The 19,791-nt window shown below is 73.2% G+C and carries 23 protein-coding genes; 16 read left to right on the forward strand and 7 right to left on the reverse strand.

Going from position 1 to position 19,791, the window contains the following annotated elements; genetic code table 11:
• Positions 1-10 precede the first annotated feature (10 nt).
• From AC4MBH_RS03430 to AC4MBH_RS03440, 3 genes are all read right to left on the reverse strand, one after another.
• A complete protein-coding gene (locus AC4MBH_RS03430) occupies positions 11-1,258 on the reverse strand; it encodes an MFS transporter (protein ID WP_491792932.1) in 1,248 nt (415 codons plus the stop codon).
• On the reverse strand, positions 1,255-1,794 hold the full coding sequence (locus tag AC4MBH_RS03435) for an ArsR/SmtB family transcription factor (protein ID WP_491792933.1): 540 nt from the start codon (positions 1,792-1,794) through the stop codon (positions 1,255-1,257). The genes AC4MBH_RS03430 and AC4MBH_RS03435 overlap by 4 nt, the downstream gene beginning before the upstream one ends.
• 158 nt (positions 1,795-1,952) lie before the next feature.
• Positions 1,953-2,777, reverse strand: coding sequence for an enoyl-CoA hydratase-related protein (locus tag AC4MBH_RS03440; RefSeq protein WP_491792934.1), 825 nt, complete (start codon positions 2,775-2,777; stop codon positions 1,953-1,955).
• A gap of 26 nt (positions 2,778-2,803) precedes the next feature.
• On the opposite strand from AC4MBH_RS03440, the gene clpS reads away from it, so the two are divergent.
• From clpS to AC4MBH_RS03475, 7 genes are all read left to right on the forward strand, one after another.
• Positions 2,804-3,112: an ATP-dependent Clp protease adapter ClpS gene (clpS, locus tag AC4MBH_RS03445; protein ID WP_491792935.1), complete on the forward strand. Its 309-nt coding sequence runs from the start codon at positions 2,804-2,806 to the stop codon at positions 3,110-3,112.
• A 2-nt stretch (positions 3,113-3,114) separates the two neighbouring features.
• On the forward strand, positions 3,115-3,699 hold the full coding sequence (locus AC4MBH_RS03450) for a DUF2017 domain-containing protein (protein ID WP_491792936.1): 585 nt from the start codon (positions 3,115-3,117) through the stop codon (positions 3,697-3,699).
• 51 nt (positions 3,700-3,750) lie between these two features.
• Positions 3,751-4,200, forward strand: coding sequence for a M67 family metallopeptidase (locus AC4MBH_RS03455; protein ID WP_491792937.1), 450 nt, complete (start codon positions 3,751-3,753; stop codon positions 4,198-4,200).
• A gap of 9 nt (positions 4,201-4,209) precedes the next feature.
• Entirely contained in the window at positions 4,210-4,500 is a 291-nt protein-coding gene (locus tag AC4MBH_RS03460; protein WP_491792938.1) for a MoaD/ThiS family protein, read from the forward strand.
• A gap of 19 nt (positions 4,501-4,519) precedes the next feature.
• On the forward strand, positions 4,520-5,074 hold the full coding sequence (locus AC4MBH_RS03465; RefSeq protein WP_491792939.1) for an NYN domain-containing protein: 555 nt from the start codon (positions 4,520-4,522) through the stop codon (positions 5,072-5,074).
• Positions 5,074-5,823 carry a hypothetical protein gene (locus tag AC4MBH_RS03470; RefSeq protein ID WP_491792940.1) on the forward strand — a complete coding sequence of 250 codons (750 nt, stop codon included), beginning with the start codon at positions 5,074-5,076 and terminating at the stop codon, positions 5,821-5,823. Before AC4MBH_RS03465 ends, AC4MBH_RS03470 begins: the two co-directional genes overlap by 1 nt.
• Before the next feature lie 81 nt (positions 5,824-5,904).
• Positions 5,905-6,852 carry a PLP-dependent cysteine synthase family protein gene (locus tag AC4MBH_RS03475; protein WP_491792941.1) on the forward strand — a complete coding sequence of 316 codons (948 nt, stop codon included), beginning with the start codon at positions 5,905-5,907 and terminating at the stop codon, positions 6,850-6,852.
• Positions 6,853-6,858: 6 nt separating this feature from the next.
• Here the strand turns inward: AC4MBH_RS03475 and AC4MBH_RS03480 are convergent, their stop codons facing one another.
• Positions 6,859-7,632, reverse strand: a complete 774-nt coding sequence (locus AC4MBH_RS03480; RefSeq protein ID WP_491792942.1) for a DUF6882 domain-containing protein — start codon at positions 7,630-7,632, stop codon at positions 6,859-6,861.
• Positions 7,633-7,650: 18 nt separating this feature from the next.
• Here AC4MBH_RS03480 and AC4MBH_RS03485 point away from each other — a divergent pair, with 18 nt between their 5' ends.
• Positions 7,651-8,796 carry a DUF3152 domain-containing protein gene (locus AC4MBH_RS03485; protein ID WP_491792943.1) on the forward strand — a complete coding sequence of 382 codons (1,146 nt, stop codon included), beginning with the start codon at positions 7,651-7,653 and terminating at the stop codon, positions 8,794-8,796.
• A 139-nt stretch (positions 8,797-8,935) separates the two neighbouring features.
• Positions 8,936-9,922, forward strand: a complete 987-nt coding sequence (locus AC4MBH_RS03490) for a ribose-phosphate diphosphokinase (protein ID WP_491792944.1) — start codon at positions 8,936-8,938, stop codon at positions 9,920-9,922.
• 116 nt (positions 9,923-10,038) lie between these two features.
• On the opposite strand, the gene AC4MBH_RS03495 is transcribed toward AC4MBH_RS03490, so the two are convergent.
• Entirely contained in the window at positions 10,039-11,094 is a 1,056-nt protein-coding gene (locus AC4MBH_RS03495; RefSeq protein WP_491792945.1) for an alkaline phosphatase family protein, read from the reverse strand.
• Between the two features lie 100 nt (positions 11,095-11,194).
• Here AC4MBH_RS03495 and murI point away from each other — a divergent pair, with 100 nt between their 5' ends.
• The 5 genes from murI to AC4MBH_RS03520 all read left to right on the forward strand — a co-directional run bounded on the left by murI (position 11,195) and on the right by AC4MBH_RS03520 (position 16,030).
• On the forward strand, positions 11,195-12,037 hold the full coding sequence (murI, locus tag AC4MBH_RS03500; protein ID WP_491792946.1) for a glutamate racemase: 843 nt from the start codon (positions 11,195-11,197) through the stop codon (positions 12,035-12,037).
• Positions 12,034-12,810: an MBL fold metallo-hydrolase gene (locus AC4MBH_RS03505; RefSeq protein ID WP_491792947.1), complete on the forward strand. Its 777-nt coding sequence runs from the start codon at positions 12,034-12,036 to the stop codon at positions 12,808-12,810. The genes murI and AC4MBH_RS03505 overlap by 4 nt, the downstream gene beginning before the upstream one ends.
• Positions 12,811-12,859: 49 nt before the next feature.
• Positions 12,860-14,035: a thiolase family protein gene (locus AC4MBH_RS03510; protein WP_491792948.1), complete on the forward strand. Its 1,176-nt coding sequence runs from the start codon at positions 12,860-12,862 to the stop codon at positions 14,033-14,035.
• Positions 14,036-14,099: 64 nt separating this feature from the next.
• Positions 14,100-15,137: an ABC transporter ATP-binding protein gene (locus AC4MBH_RS03515; protein WP_491792949.1), complete on the forward strand. Its 1,038-nt coding sequence runs from the start codon at positions 14,100-14,102 to the stop codon at positions 15,135-15,137.
• Entirely contained in the window at positions 15,134-16,030 is an 897-nt protein-coding gene (locus AC4MBH_RS03520; protein WP_491792950.1) for an ABC transporter permease, read from the forward strand. Before AC4MBH_RS03515 ends, AC4MBH_RS03520 begins: the two co-directional genes overlap by 4 nt.
• A gap of 49 nt (positions 16,031-16,079) precedes the next feature.
• Here AC4MBH_RS03520 and AC4MBH_RS03525 read toward each other — a convergent pair whose 3' ends face one another.
• Together AC4MBH_RS03525 and AC4MBH_RS03530 are read right to left on the reverse strand one after the other, a co-directional pair.
• Positions 16,080-16,736 carry a response regulator gene (locus tag AC4MBH_RS03525; RefSeq protein ID WP_491792951.1) on the reverse strand — a complete coding sequence of 219 codons (657 nt, stop codon included), beginning with the start codon at positions 16,734-16,736 and terminating at the stop codon, positions 16,080-16,082.
• Positions 16,733-17,893: a sensor histidine kinase gene (locus AC4MBH_RS03530; RefSeq protein WP_491792952.1), complete on the reverse strand. Its 1,161-nt coding sequence runs from the start codon at positions 17,891-17,893 to the stop codon at positions 16,733-16,735. Before AC4MBH_RS03530 ends, AC4MBH_RS03525 begins: the two co-directional genes overlap by 4 nt.
• Positions 17,894-18,020: 127 nt before the next feature.
• Here AC4MBH_RS03530 and AC4MBH_RS03535 point away from each other — a divergent pair, with 127 nt between their 5' ends.
• Positions 18,021-18,953, forward strand: a complete 933-nt coding sequence (locus tag AC4MBH_RS03535; RefSeq protein ID WP_491792953.1) for an ABC transporter ATP-binding protein — start codon at positions 18,021-18,023, stop codon at positions 18,951-18,953.
• Complete coding sequence (locus AC4MBH_RS03540; RefSeq protein ID WP_491792954.1) at positions 18,950-19,759, forward strand: ABC-2 transporter permease; 810 nt, start codon at positions 18,950-18,952, stop codon at positions 19,757-19,759. The genes AC4MBH_RS03535 and AC4MBH_RS03540 overlap by 4 nt, the downstream gene beginning before the upstream one ends.
• Positions 19,760-19,791: the final 32 nt, after the last annotated feature.

Genomic DNA, 19,791 nt, shown 5'->3' on the forward strand with positions numbered 1-19,791 from the left:
GCGCGTGACGTCACGAGGGCGCGGGCGCCGGCTCCGGCCTGCTCGCGACCCGCGGCAGGCGGCGCACGGCGGGGGAGAGCAGCACCAGGAAGCACGTGACCACGTAGAGAGCACCGCTCACCATCAGCACCTCGCCGTACCCGAACGCGATCGCGAGGGGCCCCACGGCGATCTGGCCGATCGGCATGGCGACGTACGAGCCGAGCATGTCGTAGGAGTAGACCCGCGACAGCATCTCGTCGGGCACGTTCTCCTGCATGGCGAGGTTCCAGCCCATGCCGAAGACCTCGGTGCCGGCGCCGGCGACGAACGCCGCCACCACGAGCACGAGCAGGGTCGGCTGGGCACCGAGCAGGAAGATCGGGACGCCGAGCAGCGAGATGCCGAGCATGCCCCAGAGCAGCGGTCGCTGCAGCGGGATGCGCAGCATCACCAGCGTCATCGCCAGCAGCCCGACGGCCTCGGCGGAGAGCACCAGGCCCCAGCCCTCCTCGCCGATCGTGTCCTTGGCGTGCAGCGGCCCGAGGGTGAACCAGGGCCCGGCGTGGATCGCGTTGAGCACCCCGAAGCCGAGCACCACGACCCACAGCCACTGGGTGGACCGGAAGAACGTCCAGCCCTCGCGCAGCTCGGTCCAGGTGCTGGAGGCGCCGTCCTTGCGCTCGCGGGCCGGCAGGTCGACGAAGCCGAGGAAGATCGCGCTGGCCACCCAGGTGAGGGCGTCGACCGCGAGGGCCCAGCCGGCGCCGACGCCGACGACCAGCAGGGCGCTGATCGTCGGCCCGACGATCACCAGGCCCGAGCGGACCAGCGACATCAGGGCGTTGGCGCGCTGCAGCTCCTCGCGCGGCACCAGCGACGGCATGATGCCGGCCATCGCGGGCAGGCCGGCCGCCGAGACGACGCCGTGCACCGCGCTCAGCGCGACGAGCATCCACAGCTCCGCGGCCCCGGTGATGACCAGGAAGGCGATCGCGCCCTGGGTGACTGCCGAGGTCAGGTTGGAGACCTGCAGCACGACCGTGCGCGGGAACCGGTCGGCGAGGACACCGCCCCACAGCAGCAGCACCACCATCGGGATCGTGTGCGCCGCCAGCACGAACCCCAGCGCCGCCGGGTCGTCGTCGGTGACCTCCAGCACCGCGAACGCCAGCGCCACCGACGCCATCGCGTTGCCGGCGGTGTTGACGAAGCGGGAGGCGAAGTAGAACCGGAAGTTGCGCTCGCGCAGCGGGGCGAGCGACTCGCGCCAGGTCATGCCGGGATCTCCGGGTCCGTCATCCGGAAGGCCCAGGTCGTCGCGCTGACGTGCACGGTGCCGGGCGTGCGCGGCGGACGGTTGTGCTGGTGCAGCAGCCGCGACGCCTCCTCCAGCAGGCCGCGCGCCTGGTCCCAGACCTCGGGCGCGACCCACCCCTCGAGGTCGCTGTGCAGCTGGGAGGTGCCGGGCTCGCGCAGCACCACCCGCCGCTCGAGCTCGAGCGACTGGGCGCGGGCGTACATCACCCGGTCGTCCGGCGACGCCTTCCCGGCCCGGGGGTTGTGCCCGTCGCGCTCGTGCGGGTAGCGGTAGCGCTTGGCCACGCCGCCCCGGATCTTCTCCTCGCCGGCCTCCACCAGCTCGCCCGCCTCGAGCAGCACCCGCAGGTGGTACGACGCGTTGGCGTGCGTCAGGTCGAGCTCGCGCGCCACCTCCGCCGCGCTCATCGCCGTCCCGGTCAGCAGCGAGAGCATCCGCAACCGCACCGGGTGCGCCGTCGCCCGCAACGCACTGACCTGCTCACCATCCGTCACCACTACCCCCCAAGACTCGTTGGGTAGTCATCCTGCATCGGATGGTGGGCCACTGTCAAACAGTTGTTGGGGAGCGCGGCCGGGATAGTTCGTGACGTCATCAACGTCGAACCACCAGATCGATGTTGATGACGTCACGAACTATCCCCCCTGGCCGCCTACTCGCCGCGGAAGACCGGCTTGCGGCGCTCGGAGAACGCCCGCATCCCCTCGGCGACGTCGGCGGTGCGCATCAGCACGGTCTGGCCGGTGCGCTCGCGGTCGAGGGCGGCGTCGAGGCCGGCCAGGGTGGCGGCGTTGACGGCGCGCTTGGTGGCGGCCTGGGCGAGCGGGGCGCCGGCGGCGAGGCGGCGGACCAGCGTCGCCACCAGGTCGTCGTACGACGCCGCCGGCTCGGCCGGGGCGAGGTGGGTGACCAGGCCGGAGTCGTAGGCCTCCTGCGCCGACAGCGGCTCGGCGAGCAGTCCCATCCGCATGGCCCGCGCGCGGCCGACCGCGGCGGCGACCGTGGCCGAGGCGCCGCCGTCGACCATGAACCCGATCCGCGCGAACGGCAGCAGGAACGACGCCGCGGGGTGCGCCACGATCACGTCGCAGGCCAGGGCGAGCGAGCACGAGACGCCGGCGGCGACGCCGTTGACCGCCGCGAGCACCGGCTTGTCGCACCCCACGATGCCGCGCACCAGCCGCGTCGTGAGGTCCATCGCGCGCACGTCGAACCGCTCGTGCGCCTCGGCCCCGCCGATGTCGGCGCCGGTGCCGAACGCCGCCCCCGCGCCGCCTGCGCCGGTGAGCACGACCACCCGCACGTCGTCGTCGACCGACGCCCGCTCGAGCTGCTCGGCGAGCGCCAGGCTCATCTCGGCGCTCATCGCGTTGAGCACCTCGGGCCGGTCCATCACCAGCGTCAGGACGCCGTCGCGGTGCTGCACGCCCAGGTGGGTCGACGGGTGCGTGGAGGGGGGTGCGGGGAGGTCGGCCACGAGCGCGAGTGTGCCACCATGACGAGGTGTCCACCGCTAGTCCCGTCGAGGTCGATCCCGGCCTCGCGCAGACCCCGGAGCACGACGACCTGACGGTCCTGGGGACGCCCTGGGTGACCATCGTGTGGAACGACCCGGTCAACCTGATGTCCTACGTGACCTTCGTCTTCCAGAAGCACTTCGGCTACGGCAAGAAGAAGGCGGAGAAGCTGATGATGGAGGTCCACGAGGACGGCCGGTCGGTCGTCTCGACGGGGTCGCGCGAGGAGATGGAGCGCGACGTGCAGGCCATGCACGAGTACGGCCTGTGGGCGACCCTCTCGAAGTCGGAGTAGCGGTGAGCGGAGGCTTCACCCGACACCGGCGCAGCGGCCGCGTGATCGCGACGTTCACCGGCTTCGAGGCCGACCTGCTGCGCTCGCTGGCCGGCCAGCTGGTCGAGCTGCTGCGCAACGAGGCCGCGACCGTCGACGACCGCGACCCGCTCGAGGCGCTCCTCGACTTCTCCGGCCCCACGGCCCCGCCCGAGGACCCGGTTCTCGCGCGGCTGTTCCCCACGGCGTACCCCGACGACGACGAGGCCGCCTCGGAGTTCCGCCGGTTCACCGAGGGCACCCTGCGCGACGGCAAGGCCCGGGCGGCCTCGCAGGTCGTCGACACCCTCGAGGACGGCGGGCTGCCGCCGCTGCTCGAGGAGGACGGGCTGATGATCGACGTCGAGCTCGACGAGGCCGAGGCGCTGACTTGGCTGCGCTCCTTCGCCGACATCCGGCTGGCGCTGGCGACCCGGCTCGGCGTCGAGGACGGCGACGAGGAGTACTGGTACGCCCTTCCCGACGACGACCCCCGCGCGCAGGCCCACGACATCTACGAGTGGGTCGCCTACCTGCAGGAGACGCTCGTCCGGGCGCTGCCCGTCTGACCGCCCCGGCCCCTCCGAGGCGGGCGCACGACGGGTCCTAGGCTGGACGCCGTGCTGACCATCGACCAGGCGACCTACGACGCCATCGTGGCGCACGCCAAGCGGGACCACCCCGACGAGGCGTGCGGCATCGTGGCCGGGCCCGAGGGCAGCGACCGTCCCGAGCGGCTTGTCGAGATGGTCAACGCCGCCGGCAGCCCGACGTTCTACGAGTTCGACTCCACCGAGCTGCTCGCGCTCTACAAGTCGATGTGGGACCGCGACGAGGAGCCGGTCGTCGTCTACCACTCCCACACCGCCACCGAGGCCTACCCGAGCGTCACCGACATCGGCCTGGCGAGCGAGCCGGGGGCCCACTACGTGCTCGTCAGCACCCGCGAGCACGGGAATAACGTGGGCCCGGTGGAGTTCAGGTCGTACACGATCGTCGACGGCGTGGTGACCGAGGAACAGGTCACCGTCGTCCCCGCCTTGCCTGAGCAGCACAGCCCCGAGATCTAGGAGCAGCACATGGCCATCGAGGTCCGCATCCCGACCATCCTCCGCACCTACACCGGTGGCGAGAAGGCCGTCGACGGCACCGGCGCCACGCTGAGCGCGCTGATCGACGACCTCGAGGCCAGCCACCCCGGCATCAAGGACCGCCTGGTCGAGGAGAAGAACGGCGCGCCCGAGCTGCGCCGCTTCGTCAACGTCTACATCAACGACGAGGACGTCCGGTTCATCGGCTCCCTCGGGGCCGAGCTCTCCGACGGCGACCAGGTCGTCGTGCTGCCCGCGGTCGCTGGGGGCGCGAGCTAGCTCCCGCTAGTCTCCCGCCATGACCGACCGGCGCACCTTCGTCCTGGTCGACGGCGAGAACATCGACGCCACCCTCGGGTCGTCGGTGCTCGGGCGTCGTCCGCTGCCCGAGGAACGCCCCCGCTGGGAGCGGGTGACGGCGTACATCGAGGAGCAGTGGGGCCAGCCGGTCACCGGGCTGTTCTTCCTCAACGCCAGCAACGGCACCCTGCCGACCGGGTTCGTCCAGGCCCTGCTGGCCATGGACTACCGGCCGGTGCCGCTCGCCGGGCGCGCCGACGAGAAGGTCGTCGACATCGGCATCCTGCGCACCCTCGAGGCGCTGCGCGGGATGGAGGACGTCGACGTCGTCCTCGGCAGCCACGACGCCGACTTCGCCCAGCACCTGACGGAGCTGGTCCCGACCAGCCGGGTCGGGGTGCTCGGGTTCCGCGAGTTCACCAGCACCCAGCTGGCCATCGAGGGCGTCGAGCACTTCGACCTCGAGTACGACGTCCGTGCGTTCAACGCCGAGCTCCCGCGGGTGCGGATCATCCCGCTCGAGGAGTTCGACCCGACCTACTTCCTGCGCTGATGGCCAGCCCCCGCAGAGGAGTCCGCGCCGTCCCCGGCGCACTGGCCCGCGGCCGCGAGCGGGTCACCGGCGTCTTCCAGCACCGCTACCCGACGGTGGCCGTGACCGGCATGACCGGTGCCGGCAAGACCGAGCTCGTCGACCACCTGTGCGGCCGCGCCGACCCCGAGGGCACCTCGGAGTCCGGCTCGGCGGTGATGGAGCGCCGGGTGCGCCGCGACCGCCGACTGCGCGGCTTCCGGTTCCGGGTCGTGCCGGGCGAGAACGCCGCGACCCGCCTCGGCGCCCTCGACGAGGTCTTCCACGACGACCCGGTCGACGGCGTCCTGCACGTCGTGGCCAACGGCCTCGCCACCGGTCGCCGCCTGGCCGGCACCACCGGCCCGGCCGTCGTCGACCGCGACCAGCAGCTCGAGCGCGAGCTCGAGGACTGGACCGTCACCGCCCACCGGATCGCCTCGATGGCCGTCCGCCGGGCCCACCCGACCTGGCTGGTCGTCGTGGTCACCAAGGTCGACCTCTTCGCCGACGACGTCGACGCCGTGGTGCGCTCCTACTCACCCGGCAGCGGTACGCCGTTCGGCGACCGGCTCGACGAGCTGCGCGCCCTGGCCGGGGCGGCCAAGCTGTCGATCGACGTCCTGCCGGCCTGCAGCCACCTCGACGGCGACGCCGTGTCGCCGAAGCAGCGCGACGCCTACCTCGGCGCGCTCGAGACGCGGATGGCGCAGCTGTCCGGCCACGTCTGAGCCACGTCGTACCGCCGGCGGTTCCGGACGGTCGTGGACGGTCCAGCGGGCGCCCTCGCCGGCGGGTGTCATGCTGGACGGGTGCGCTACGACAACCTGCTGGCCTCGGTCGGCAACACCCCGCTCGTCGGGCTGCCGCGGCTCTCGCCGAGCCCCGACGTCCGGCTGTGGGCCAAGCTCGAGGACCGCAACCCGACCGGCTCGATCAAGGACCGGCCCGCGATGATGATGGTCGAGGAGGCCGAGAAGGACGGGCGGCTGCGGCCCGGCTGCACCATCCTCGAGCCGACCTCGGGCAACACCGGCATCTCGCTCGCCATGGCCGCCAAGCTCAAGGGCTACCGCATCGTGTGCGTGATGCCCGAGAACACCTCCTCCGAGCGGCGCCAGCTGCTGCAGATGTGGGGCGCGGAGATCATCTCCTCACCGGCCGCGGGCGGCTCCAACGAGGCTGTCCGGGTCGCCAAGCAGGTCGCCGAGGAGCACCCCGACTGGGTGATGCTCTACCAGTACGGCAACGCCGCCAACGCCCTCGCCCACCAGCGCGGCACCGGCCCCGAGGTGCTCGCCGACCTGCCGTCGGTCACCCACTTCGTCGCCGGGCTCGGCACCACCGGCACCCTGATGGGCGTCGGCCGCTTCTTCCGGGAGGCCAAGCCCGAGGTGCGCATCGTCGCCGCCGAGCCCCGCTACGGCGAGCTGGTCTACGGGCTGCGCAACCTCGACGAGGGCTTCGTCCCCGAGCTGTACGACGCCTCGCTGATCGACGCGCGGTTCTCGGTCGGCCCGCGCGACGCCGTACGGCGCACCCGCGAGCTGCTCGAGCTCGAGGGCATCTTCGCCGGCATCTCCACCGGCGCGATCCTGCACGCCGCGCTCGGCCAGGCCGCCAAGGCCGTCAAGGCCGGGGAGCGCGCCGACATCGTCTTCGTCGTGTGCGACGGCGGCTGGAAGTACCTGTCCACCGGCGCCTACGAGGGCACCGTCGAGGAGGCCGAGGACCGGCTCGAGGGGCAGCTCTGGGCCTGACGGTCCTCAGCCGGACGTCGGCCCGGGCGTCGGGCCGGGCGTCGGGCCGGGGCCGAGCGTCGTCCGCAGCCCGCTGAACCGCGCCTGGTCGTCGAAGGAGACGGTCATCGCGTTGCCGCTGACGGGGTCGACGATCTCGGCGCTGGTGTAGGCCCCGTCCCAGGCGATCAGCCAGTCGGCCAGGACGGCGAGCCCGTGGAACGCGCGGCGGTGGTCGTCGATCGGCAGCGCCCCGAACGCGCCGGCCACCCGGGCGATCCGGTGGTCGAGCCGGGGGACGGGGAGGTCGTCGCCGTCGAGCATGAACACCGCTCGGGCGCCACCGCCGGTGGGGGCGGAGTAGTAGGGCGCGTCGCCGGTGACCTGCACCGCCACCTGGCCGACCAGGTGCGCGGCCAGCGCGATCTCGTCGGCCAGCGCCGCGCCGGACGTGCCGGGCACGTCCGGGACGAGCGGCACCTCGGGCGTCGTCAGGGTCGCGATGCCGTGCTGCCGGCCGTGCTCACGCAGGCGGACGGCGTACCCGTCGTCGAACTGCGGGTGCGACCAGCCCCACAGCATCGACCGCGGCCCGGGCGCCAGCGTGGCGACGACCGACAGGCGGGTGTCGATGCGGCGGTCGCCGGCCTCGGCGACGAACGACAGCCGCCGCTCGTGCATGTCGACCTCCCAGCGGTGCGCGCCCAGCCGTTCGTCGAGGTGGTCGGCGAGGAAGGACTGCGACAGGGCGCAGTAGAGGGAGGCCTGGTCGCTGAGGTCCTGCAGGTCGGGGAAGCGCACGTCACCTACTGTGGCCACATGCGCGTGCGCCAAACCGCTGGCGTGGTCGCCGGCACCACCACGGTCCTGCTCCTGCTCCTCGGCTGGGTCCCCGCCGCCGCTGCCTCGACTGCCTCGGCCGCGGCCGGGAAGGGCGGCGTCGTCAGCACCAGCCCGCCGGAGGTGCGCGGCGCGGCTGTCTGGGGTCGCACCCTGACCGCCGACGGTGGCCGCTGGGAGCCGGCCGAGGTCACGCTGGCCTACCGGTGGCTGCGCGACGGCGAGCGGGTCCGCGGTGCCACGGCGGCGACGTACCGGCTCGACGGCGACGACCTCGGCACCCGGATCAGCGTGCTGGTCACCGCCACCGCCACCGACGGCAGCGGCGCCGACGGCCGCGCGACCTCGGCGCCGACGGCGCGCGTCGTGCGGGCCGAGATGGTCAACCGGCGTGCCCCGCGGGTGGTGGGGGAGGCCCGGTTCGGACGGGTCCTCGACGCGCGACCCGGCCGGTGGTCGACCCAGCCCGACCGGCTGCGCTTCCGGTGGCTGCGCGGCGGCGAGCCGATCCGCGGCGCCCGGTCGCCCCGCTACGAGCTCACGCCCGCCGACGTCGGGCGCCGGCTGCGCGTCGAGGTGACGGCGCACGCCGACGGCCACCGCTCCGCGACCGCGCGCTCGACGGCCGTCTCGGTGCGGCACCGGGTCGACGTGCGGCGCACCGTGACCTACAGCGTCGTCACCAAGGGCGAGATCAGCGCGAGCGTGCGGGAGTTCCGGCGGCAGGTGCAGGAGACCTTCGCCGACCCCCGCGGCTGGCGCGGCAAGGGCGTCCGGTTCCGGCCGGTGGGTCGTGGCGGCTCCTTCACGGTCGTGCTCGCCGAGGCCAGCACCGTGCCGTCGTTCTCCAGCGGCTGCAGCAGCACGTGGAGCTGTCGCGTGGGTCGCTACGTGATCATCAACCAGACCCGTTGGCAGCACGCCTCGCCGGCCTGGAACGCCGCCCGCCGGTCGCTGCGCGACTACCGCCACATGGTGGTCAACCACGAGACCGGGCACTGGCTCGGCAAGGGGCACGCCTCGTGCCCCCGACCGGGTGCGCTCGCTCCGGTGATGCAGCAGCAGTCCAAGGGCACCCAGGGGTGCCGACTCAACCCGTGGCCGACGCTGGCCGAGCTGCGCTGACCGGTCGCCGGGTCGTCGGGTCGACGGGGCTTCCGGTCGCGACGACCGGGAGCCCGGTCGCGGCGACCGGGAGCCGGGTCACGATGACCGGGATCCGGGTCGCTGCCCGTTCCGGGACGATCCCGCATAGGCTCGGCGCGTGCGCGAGATCGTCGTCTTCAGCGGGACCGCGCACCGAAGCCTGGCCCGGGCCATGTGCGAGCACCTCGGGGTGCCGCTGTCGCCGGTCAACGTGACCCGGTTCAGCAACGACTGCCTCCAGACCCAGCTCGGCGCCAACTGCCGCCAGCGCGACGTCTACCTGGTCCAGCCCCTGTCGCCGCCGACGCAGGAGCACCTGATGGAGCTGCTGCTGATGGTCGACGCCGCCCGCGGGGCGTCGGCGGAGAAGGTCACGGCCGTCATCCCGTACTACTCCTACGCCCGCTCGGACAAGAAGGATGCCTCGCGCCTGTCGATCGGCGGCCGGCTCGTCGCCGACCTGCTCGCCACGGCCGGCGTCGACCGGGTGATCACCATGACCCTGCACGCACCGCAGGTGCACGGGTTCTTCTCGGTGCCGGTCGACCACCTGACCGCGATCGGCGTCCTGGCCGACCACTTCCAGGGCCAGGACCTCTCCGACCGGGTCGTGGTCTCGCCCGACTTCGGCAACGCCAAGGACGCCAGTCAGCTCGCCCGGCTCCTGGGGCTCCCGGTGGCGGCCGGCAGCAAGAAGCGTCTGGCCGACGACCGGGTCGTCATCGACGCCATCGTCGGCGACGTGACCGGGCGCCGGGCCATCGTGCTCGACGACGAGATCGCCACCGGTGGCTCGATCGTCGAGCTGCTCGACCGGCTGCGCGACCAGGGCTGCACCGAGGCCGCCGTCGCCTGCACCCACGGGCTGTTCACCGGCTCGGCCCTCGAGCGCCTCCGCGGCCACCCGATGATCAGCGAGATCGTCACCACCGACACCGTGCCGGCTCCGGTCGCGCCCGGCGAGTGGCCCGAGCTCGAGGTGCGCTCGGTCGCGGGGCTCCTCGCCGAGGCCGTCGCGCGGGTGCACGCCGGGGAGTCGGTCAGCAGCCTGTTCGACGGCGTCGACCCGGCCCTGGGCTCGCCGCAGCCGCGGCTCTTCGACTGACCCGTCAGTACGTCGGGACGTCGGGACGTCGGGACGTCGGGACGTCGGGACGTCGGGACGTCGGGACGTCGGGACGTCGGGACGTCGGGACGTCGGGACGTCGGGACGTCAGGACGTCAGGGCGCCGCGACGACCCGCAGTGGCCGCTTGACGCCGTACCGGCTCCCGGGCACCGGGTCGATGTCGAGCAGGTCGAGCGCGAGGTTGGCGACGTTGCCGTTGCGGACCGGCTGCTTGCCGCGCAGCGCAGGCTGCGCGGCGCCCGGCTCCCGGTAGCCGGGGTTGATGGCGTAGAGGTCGGCGTGAGCGACGCCGGCGCCCCAGACGACGAAGGGGATCCGGAAGTTGGCGCGTCGGCGCACCGCGCCGTGGGACGTGGAGCCCGGCACGCCGCCGTGGTCGGCGGTCAGCACGATCGTGAGGTCGGCCAGCTCGGGCGTGGCGTCGGCGCCGGCCAGGATCGAGCCCACGAGCCCGTCGAGCAGGCGTACGGCGTCGAGGTAGGGCCGCGACATCCAGCCGGCCCGGTGACCGGCCTTGTCGGCCGCGCCGAGGTGCAGGAAGGTGAACGCCCGGTCGCTTGCGACCAGGTCCTGGCGGGCGGCCGCGGTGACGGCGGCGTCCTGCTCCTCGCGGATCAGCAGGTGGTCGACCGCCGCCGGCCAGGAGCGCTCGAAGAGGGCGAACTTGGTCTTCGTCGAGAACAGCGCGCCGGACTTGCCGGCGCCCTGCAGCTGGGAGAAGACCGAGCCGATCCGGTGCCGTGCCGCCCGGTGGACCGTGGACGGCCGCGGCCGGTCGTCGTTCCAGGTCACGCCGTGACCGCCGTGCCGGCGGTCGATGCGCCGCCCGGTGACCATGCTGGTGTGGTTGGGCAGGGTCACCGTCTCCTCGACCTGGGTGCGCGCGTCGAGGGTGCCGGCGCCCTCGGCGAACATCCGCAGCAGGTTCGGCGCGCCCTCGGCGCCCAGCGCCTCGAGCGCGTCGGGGTTGAGGCCGTCGAGGGAGACGACCAGCACCTGCGGGTCGTCGGGCAGGGCGGCGAACACCGGCCCTGTGGCCGAGCCCGCGGCCGGGGCCGAGGTGGGGGTCGCGACGGCGGCGGTCGTGATGACCACCCCCGAGACGGCGACGGCAGCGACGAGGCGACGGAGGTCCCGGACCGAGAGCACCCGCTCACCCTATGAAGAGGAAGACCCCGGACGCAGCATCGCGCAGATCACGTGCGGGGCGACTGCGCCGAGCGGCCCGCACGCCGTACGGTTGGTTCTCGTGACCCCGCCGACGCCGACCCGGTGGCCCGACAGCCCCGGCCAGCGCGACGCACCGATCGGCATCTTCGACTCCGGCTTCGGCGGACTCACGGTGGCCCGGTCGGTCATCGACCAGCTGCCGCACGAGTCATTGCTCTACGTCGGCGACACGGCCCGGCAGCCCTACGGCCAGAAGCCGATCGGCGAGGTCCGGGAGTACGCCCTCGAGTGCCTCGACCACCTCGTCGACCAGGGCGTCAAGGCGTTGGTGATCGCGTGCAACTCCGCGAGCGCCGCCGTGCTGCGCGACGCCCGGGAGCGCTACGACGTCCCGGTCGTCGAGGTGATCTTCCCGGCCACCCGGCGCGCCGTCGCCGCCACCCACACCGGCCGTATCGGCGTCGTGTGCACCCGGGCGACCGCGGAGTCCGGCGCCTACGACGACGCGTTCGCCGCCGCGCCACAGATCACGCTGACCACCCGCGCGTGCCCGCGGTTCGTCGACTTCGTCGAGGCCGGGATCACCGGCGGCGACGAGCTGATCGCCGCCGCCCACGACTACCTCGACCCCCTGGTCGCCGAGGGCGTCGACACGCTCATCCTCGGGTGCACGCACTACCCCTTGCTCACCGGCGTCATCTCCTACGTGATGGGCGACGACGTCACGCTCGTCAGCAGCGCCGAGGAGTGCGCCAAGGACGTCTACCGGATGCTCGCCGACAGCGGCCTGATGCGCGAGACCGGCGAGCCGGCGTACCGCTTCGTGACGACGGGGTCCCCGGTCGAGTTCGAGACGATCGGACGTCGTTTCCTCGGGCCCGAGATGGTCGCGGCCAGCCAGTTCGCAGGAGGCATGGCATGAGGCTCACGGTCATCGGCTGCTCCGGCTCCTACCCCGGACCCGACTCCCCGGCGAGCTGCTACCTCCTCGAGGCCGACGTCGCCGACCCCGACGCCGCCGGCGGCACCCGGACCTGGCGGATCCTGCTCGACCTCGGCAACGGCGCCCTCGGGCCGCTGCAGCGCTACGTCGACGCGCTCAGCATCGACGCGGTGCTGCTCAGCCACCTGCACCCCGACCACTGCTGCGACCTGTGCGGCTTCTACGTGCTGCGCAAGTACCACCCCCAGGGCACCCAGCCGCGGATCCCGGTCTGGGGCCCGACCGGTGTGGGGGAGCGGATGTCGGATGCCTACGGCCTGCCCGACGGCCTCGGCATGACCGACGTGTTCGAGTTCAAGGAGTACGCCGGCGCGTTCGACCTCGGCCCGTTCTCGGTGCGGCCGGTGCCGGTCGAGCACCCGATCGAGGCCTACGGGCTGCGGATCAGCGCCGGCTCCGCGACGGTCGGCTACAGCGGCGACAGCGCCCCGTGCGCGGGCTTGGAGGAGGTCGCCGCCGACGCCGGGGTCTTCCTGTGCGAGGCGTCGTTCCGCGAGGTCGACGACAACCCGCCGGGGATCCACCTCACCGGCGTCGACGCCGGCGCCACCGCCGCGCGCGCCGGCGCCGCCCGGTTGGTGCTCACCCACGTGCCGCCGTGGTTCGACCGTCAGGGCATGCTCGCGGAGGCGCGCACGGCGTACTCCGGACCGATCGACCTGGCCGAGGTCGGCGCCACCTTCGAGGTCTGAGCCGGCCCTCGGGGTCGCGCCGCGGTGCCCGACTTCGTACGGTCGTCGCGTGACCAGTGCCTACCTGTACGCCGCCGCCCGCACCCCGTTCGGGCGCTTCGGCGGCGCGCTCGCCGACGTCCGCCCCGACGACCTGGCCGCGGCCGCGCTCTCCGGGGTCCTGGCCGGGGCACCCGACCTCGACCCGGCTCGGATCGGGGACGTCGTGTGGGGCTGCGCCAACCAGGCCGGCGAGGACAACCGCAACGTCGGGCGGATGGCGGTGCTGCTCGCCGGGCTGCCGACCAGCGTCCCGGCCGTCACGGTCAACCGGCTCTGCGGCTCTTCCCTCGACGCGGCGATGACGGCCTCGCGGCTCGTCGAGGCCGGTGACGCCGACGTCGTGGTCGCGGGTGGGGTCGAGTCGATGACCCGGGCGCCGTGGGTGCTGCCCAAGCCGTCACGGGCGTTCCCGGCCGGCAACGTGACCGCCGTGTCGACGACGCTCGGCTGGCGGCTGGTCAACGAGCGGATGCCGGCGAACTGGACGACGTCGCTGGGGGAGTGCAACGAAGCGCTGGCCGAGCGGCTCTCGATCTCGCGGGAGCGGCAGGACGAGCTCGCCGCCCGCTCGCACCGTCTCGCCGACGCCGCCTGGGAGGCCGGGCACTACGACGACCTGGTGGTGCCCGTGCCCGGCGTCGACCTCGTCCGCGACGAGGGGATCCGGCCCGGCTCGACGGCGGAGAGGCTGGCCGGGCTCGCGCCGGCGTTCCGGCCCGACGGCACGATCACCGCCGCCAACGCCTCCCCGCTCAACGACGGCGCGGCGGCCTTGCTGATCGGCGGCGCGGACGCCGACCTCGGGGTCGCGCCCCTGGCCCGGATCGCGGGTCGTGGCGCCCACGCCCTCGACCCCCAGGACTTCGGTCTCGCACCGGTCGAGGCCGCCAACCGCGCGCTGGCGCGCGCCGGGATCACCTGGTCCGACATCGGGGCCGTCGAGATCAACGAGGCCTTCGCCGTCCAGACGCTGGCCTGCCTCGACGCCTGGCCCGTCGACCCGGGTCTGGCCAACACCTGGGGAGGCGCGATCGCCATCGGCCACCCGCTCGGCGCGTCCGGGGCGCGGGTGCTCGGCACCCTCGCGCACCGGCTGCGCGAGTCCGGCGAGCGCTGGGGCGTCGCGTCGATCTGCATCGGCGTCGGGCAGGGACTGGCCGTCGTCCTCGAGAACGCCGGGTGACGGCTTCGGGGGTCGGCGGCGCGCTCACGGTGTCGGACGCGTCGCGTCGGGCAGAGTGTCGGCCATGATCACGGTCGAGGGGCTCACCCGCACCTACGGCGACTTCACCGCCGTCGACAACGTCTCCTTCGCCTGCCAGCCCGGCCGGGTCACCGGCTTCCTGGGACCCAACGGCGCCGGCAAGACCACGACGATGCGGATCCTCGTCGGCCTCACCCCGGCCACCCGCGGTCGCGCCACGATCGGCGGCCACACCTACCACCAGCTGCGCAACCCGGCCCGCCACGTGGGGGTGCTGCTCGACGCCGGCGCCCAGCACGGCGGCCGTACCGGGCGCGAGATCCTCACCCTCGGCGCGACCGCGATGGGACTGCCCAAGTCGAGGGTCGAGGAGATGCTGCACCTGGTCTCGCTCACCAACGACGAGGCGGCCCGACGGCTGCGCCACTACTCGCTCGGCATGAAGCAGCGCCTCGGCATCGCCCACGCCCTCCTCGGCGACCCGCAGGTGCTGATCCTCGACGAGCCCGCCAACGGCCTCGACCCCGCCGGCATCCGCTGGATGCGCGGACTCCTCAAGGGCTACGCCGACCGCGGCGGCACCGTCCTGCTGTCCAGCCACCTGCTGCACGAGGTGGAGCAGATCGCCGACGAGATGATCCTCATCGGCCACGGCCGGATCGTCGCCCGGGGCGACAAGAAGTCGCTGCTGGAGTCCAACCGCGGAGCTCGCGCCGTGACCACCAACGTCGTCGCCCTCGACAACGACAGGCTCGCCGCCGTGCTGCGGGACAAGGGGATCACCGTCACCTCCCTCGGCTCCGGGCTGAGCGCCGAGTGCGCGGCCGTCGACGTCGGCCGCGCCGCCGCCGAGCACCAGATCGTCCTGACCGACCTCCGTGCGGTCGAGGGCGGGCTGGAGGACCTCTTCCTCGAGCTCACCTCCTCCACCCAGCGCGAGTCGCCCGGGGGCTTCCCCGCGGGCCCGCCCCCACCGCCGGGCTTCCCGCAGCCGCCACCGGGGCAGGCACCCCCGCCCTACGGGCCGCCGCCCGGTGGCTTCCCGTCCCCGCCCGCCGGCTACCCGGGAGGTCCCCGATGAGTCACCCCGCCCCGCCGCCGTACGCCGGCCCGCCGTCGGGTCCGCCGTCCGGTCCGCCGTCCGGTCCGCCGTCCGGTCCGCCGTCGGGTCCGCCCGCGGCGCTGCCCGGCCCGACCATCGACCTCTCGGGCACCCCGGCGATCCCGATGTGGCGCCTGGTCCAGGTCGAGCTGCGCAAGTCGGTCGACACGCTCGCGAGCTTCTGGCTGGTGGTCGGGATCGCGGTCCTGGTGGTGATGGTCGAGGGGCTGTTCCTGGTCCTCGTCATCGCCCAGGACGAGGCGTCGACCCCGGGCGACTACGCCGCCCTGGCCACCTACATCACCGCGATCGCGCTCCCGGTGCTCGCGATCATGCTGGTCAGCACCGAGTGGACCCAGCGCACCGCGATGGTGACCTTCAGCATCGAGCCGCGCCGCTTCCGGGTGATGCTGGCCAAGTACCTCGTCAGCCTCCTGCTCACCCTCGCCGCCGTCGTCCTCGGCGTCCTGGTCGGGTTCCTGTGCGCACTGATCTGCGAGGCCGTCAACCCCGACCAGACCACCTGGGACTTCCAGGGCGACGTGATCGGCGGCTTCTTCGTCACCCAGGTGCTGGCGATGACGCTCGGGTTCGCGCTGGCCTGCCTGCTGCTCAACACCCCGGCGGCGATCGTGGCGTTCTTCATCTACCGGCTGCTGCCGCTGGTGGCCTTCTCGATCATCGCTGCCTACGTCGGCTGGTTCGCCGACCTGCGCCCCTACATCGACTTCGAGTACGCGAAGGGGCCGCTCTACGACCTCTCGGTCGACACCGCGGAGGAGTGGGCGCAGCTGCTGGTGTCCGGGACGATCTGGCTGGTCCTGCCGCTCGTGCTGGGCCTGATGCGGATCCTGCGCGCCGAGGTGAAGTAGGTCCCGGTCGCGACGACCCGGATCCCGGTCGCGACGACCCGGGTCCCGGTCAGTCCAACCCGGCGTCGTGCACGCAGATCGCGATCTGGACCCGGTTCGTCACCCCGAGCTTGTCGAAGAGCCGCGACACGTGCGTCTTGACCGTCGGCACCGACAGGTGCAGCTCGGCGCCGACCTCGGCGTTGGAGAGCCCCCGCCCGACCGCGAGCGCGACCTCGAGCTCGCGCTCGGTCAGGGTGGCCAGTCGCGCCTCCGCGGCCCGCGCCCGGACGTCGGTGTCGCCGTGACGCAGCTGCGCGATGAGGGTCCGGGTGACCGACGGCGACAGCATCGGGTCGCCGTCGGCAACCTTGTGGATCGCCGCGACGATCTCCGACGGCGGGGTGTCCTTGAGCAGGAACCCGTCGGCACCGACGGCCAGGGCCTCGACGACGTGGTCGTCGGCGTCGAAGGTCGTCAGCACGATCACCTTGGGCGGGTGCGGACCCTGCAGCACCGTGCGGGTCGCCTCGAGACCGTTGAGCCGCGGCATCCGGATGTCCATCAGCACGACGTCGGGCGCCAGCTCGGCGACGCGGCGTACGCCGTCGGCCCCGTCGACCGCCTCGCCGACCACCTCGAGGTCGGCCTGGCCCCCGAGCATCAGCCGCAGCGCCGAGCGGACCAGCGGGTCGTCGTCGACGAGCAGGACCCGGATCGCGCTCACGCGGCCCACGGTATCCAGCCGCGGAGCACGAACGAGCCGTCCGCCGGGCCGTGCTCGATCCGCCCGCCGCTCAGCTCGGCCCGCTCGGCCAGGCCGACCAGGCCCAGGCCGGCGCCGGGCGTCGTCGTCGGGCCGAACCCGAGGGGGTTGGTGAGCACGACGTCGATGCCGTCGTCGGGCGAGCCGTGCAGGTCGATCGAGAGCTCGGCACCGGGGGCGTGCTTGCGGGCGTTGGTGATGCCCTCCTGCACGATCCGGTACAGGGTGCGACCGGTCGCGTCCGGCACCGGCTCCGGTGCGGCCGCGACCGTGTCGTCGTACTCGACGCGCAGCCCGGTGCGCCGCGCCTCGTCGACCAGGTCGCCGAGGTCGGCGTACGTCGGTTGCGGGGTGTGCAGCAGGCCGTCGCCGTCGCGCAGCACCCCGAGGACGCCGCGCAGGTCGGTGAGCGCCTGGTTGGCGGCCTCGCGGATCACGGTGACCCCGTCGCGCAGCTCCGCGACCGACAGGTCGTCGCGGTAGCCGAGGGCCCCGGCCCGCATCGAGATCTGGGAGATCCGGTGCGCAAGCACGTCGTGCATCTCCCGGGCGATCCGGCCCCGCTCCTCGAGCCGGGACTGGTTGGCGCGCAGCTCCTGCTCGGCCTCGGCCCGCTCGGCCCGCGCCCGGAGCGTCCAGAGCAGCTCGCGGCGCGAGCCGATGTACATGCCCCACGCCAGCACCGCGGAGATGAACACGACGTTGGTGATCATCGTGACCCACCACGCCTCGGACCCCGAGGGCGGGTAGAGCTCGCTGAACACCGTCGAGGAGACGAAGTTGACGACCGCCACCACGAGCACCGGACCCCAGCGCCGCCGCGTCGCCAGCGACACGGCGGCCAGCACCGACGGCCCGGCCGCCACGGCCGAGAACGCCCCGATCGTGGCGACCGCGACGGCGATCGCGAGCGGCCACCGGCGCCGGAAGCCGACCAGCACCCACGCGGCCACGCCCAGGACGACGTCGGCCACCAGCGCGGCGTCGTGGCGGCCGTGGTCGATCGTCAACCAGACCACGAGGCTGACCAGCGCGGCCAGCACGTAGCGCCACGCGTGCCCCCACCACGTCAGGCGCGGCTGGTACTCCTCGGGGCTGGAGCGGACGACGTCGGGCACGCTGACCAGCGTAGGGACCGGGGGACCGCCCGGCATCGTCCCGCGGTCCGCCCACCTGCGACTTTGGTCGGCGACGTCGATGCGCCGGACCGATGTGCGACGGTCCGACCCGCACGAGGGTGGAGCCATGATCGAAGTCAACGGGCTCACCCGCACCTACGGCGGCTTCACCGCCGTCGACGACGTCTCCTTCACCTGCGAGCCCGGCCGCGTGACCGGGTTCCTGGGACCCAACGGCGCCGGCAAGACCACCACCATGCGCGTCATGGTGGGGCTCACGCCGCCCAGCCACGGCCGCGTCACCATCGGCGGCCACCTCTACCGCGACCTGCCCAACCCCGGACGGCACGTCGGCGTCCTGCTCGACGCCGGTGCGCAGCACGCCGGGCGCACCGGCCGCGAGATCCTCGAGCTCGGTGCCCGCACGATGGGCCTGCCCTCGAGCCGCGTCGACGAGATGCTCGCCACCGTCTCCCTCACCGACGCCGAGGCGCGGCGCCGGCTGCGCAACTACTCCCTCGGCATGAAGCAGCGTCTCGGCATCGCCCACGCCCTGCTCGGTGACCCCGAGGTGCTGATCCTCGACGAGCCGGCCAACGGCCTCGACCCGGCCGGGATCCGGTGGATGCGCGACCTGCTCAAGGGCTACGCCCGGCGTGGCGGCACCGTGCTGCTCTCGAGCCACCTGCTCAACGAGGTCGAGCTGGTCGCCGACGAGATGATCCTCATCGGGCGCGGCCGGATCGTGGCGCAGGGCGACAAGCAGTCGCTGCTCGCCCGCGACGGCAAGGTCAGCACGATCGTCGCCGCCCTCGACCGCGACGCCCTCGAGGAGGCGCTGCGCCGTGAGGGGTACGACGCCGCCTCCGACGGCGACGCGTTCCGGGTCGCCGCGACCCCGGCCGACGTCGGCCGCGCCGCCCTCGAGCACCACCTGGTCCTCACCGAGCTGCGCACCGGGGGCGCCGGCCTCGAGGACCTGTTCCTCGAGCTGACCTCCGACAGCCAGCGCGACGCCGTACCCCACCAGACCGCCCCCACCGCAGGAGCCGCAGCATGAGCACCGCACCCACCGCGACCCCACTGGCTCGCACCATCGACATCAGCAACGACGAGCCGGTGCCGTTCGGTCGGCTCGTCGCGGTCGAGACCCGCAAGGCGTTCGACACCCGTGCCGGGCGCTGGTTCACGATCTCGATCGTCGGCCTCGTCCTGGTCGCCACGGCGATCGGCGCGCTGGCGTTCCCCGAGGACGCGCAGGGCTACATCGAGATGCTCGGCCTGTCCGGCGGCATCCTGGGCTACTTCCTGCCGATCCTGATGATCCTGCTCGTCACCAGCGAGTGGACCCAGCGCACCGGCCTGGCGACGTTCACCCTCGAGCCCCGGCGCACCCGGGTGATCAAGGCCAAGATCGTCTCCGGCCTCGGCCTGGCCGTCGTCGCGCTCGTGATCGGCGCGATCATCGCGGCGTTCGGCGTGCTCCTCAGCCCGGTCAACGGCGGGGAGGCGGTCTGGGACCTCGGCGCCAACGAGGTCCAGAACTTCCTGCTCACCAGCCTGCTCGGCGTCCTGGTGGGGTTCGCGCTGGCGATGCTGCTGCGCAACTCGGCCGCGGCGATCGTCGCCTACTTCGTCTACACCTTCATCCTGCCGATCGTGGCCGGCACGCTCGGCGCCCTGATCGACGGGTTTGACGACGTCGTGCCGTGGCTGGAGTTCAACACCGCCCAGACGCCGCTGTTCACCGGCGACTACCGCGCCACCGGCGAGGAGTGGGCGCAGATCGCGGTGACCGGCACGATCTGGCTGGCCATCCCGTTCGCGATCGGTCTGTGGCGCCTGGTCAGGGCCGAGGTGAAGTAGTCAGCCCGCCGGTCGTCCCGGTGCCGGCAGCC

It is taken from the genome of Nocardioides sp. WJ219, assembly GCF_058559815.1.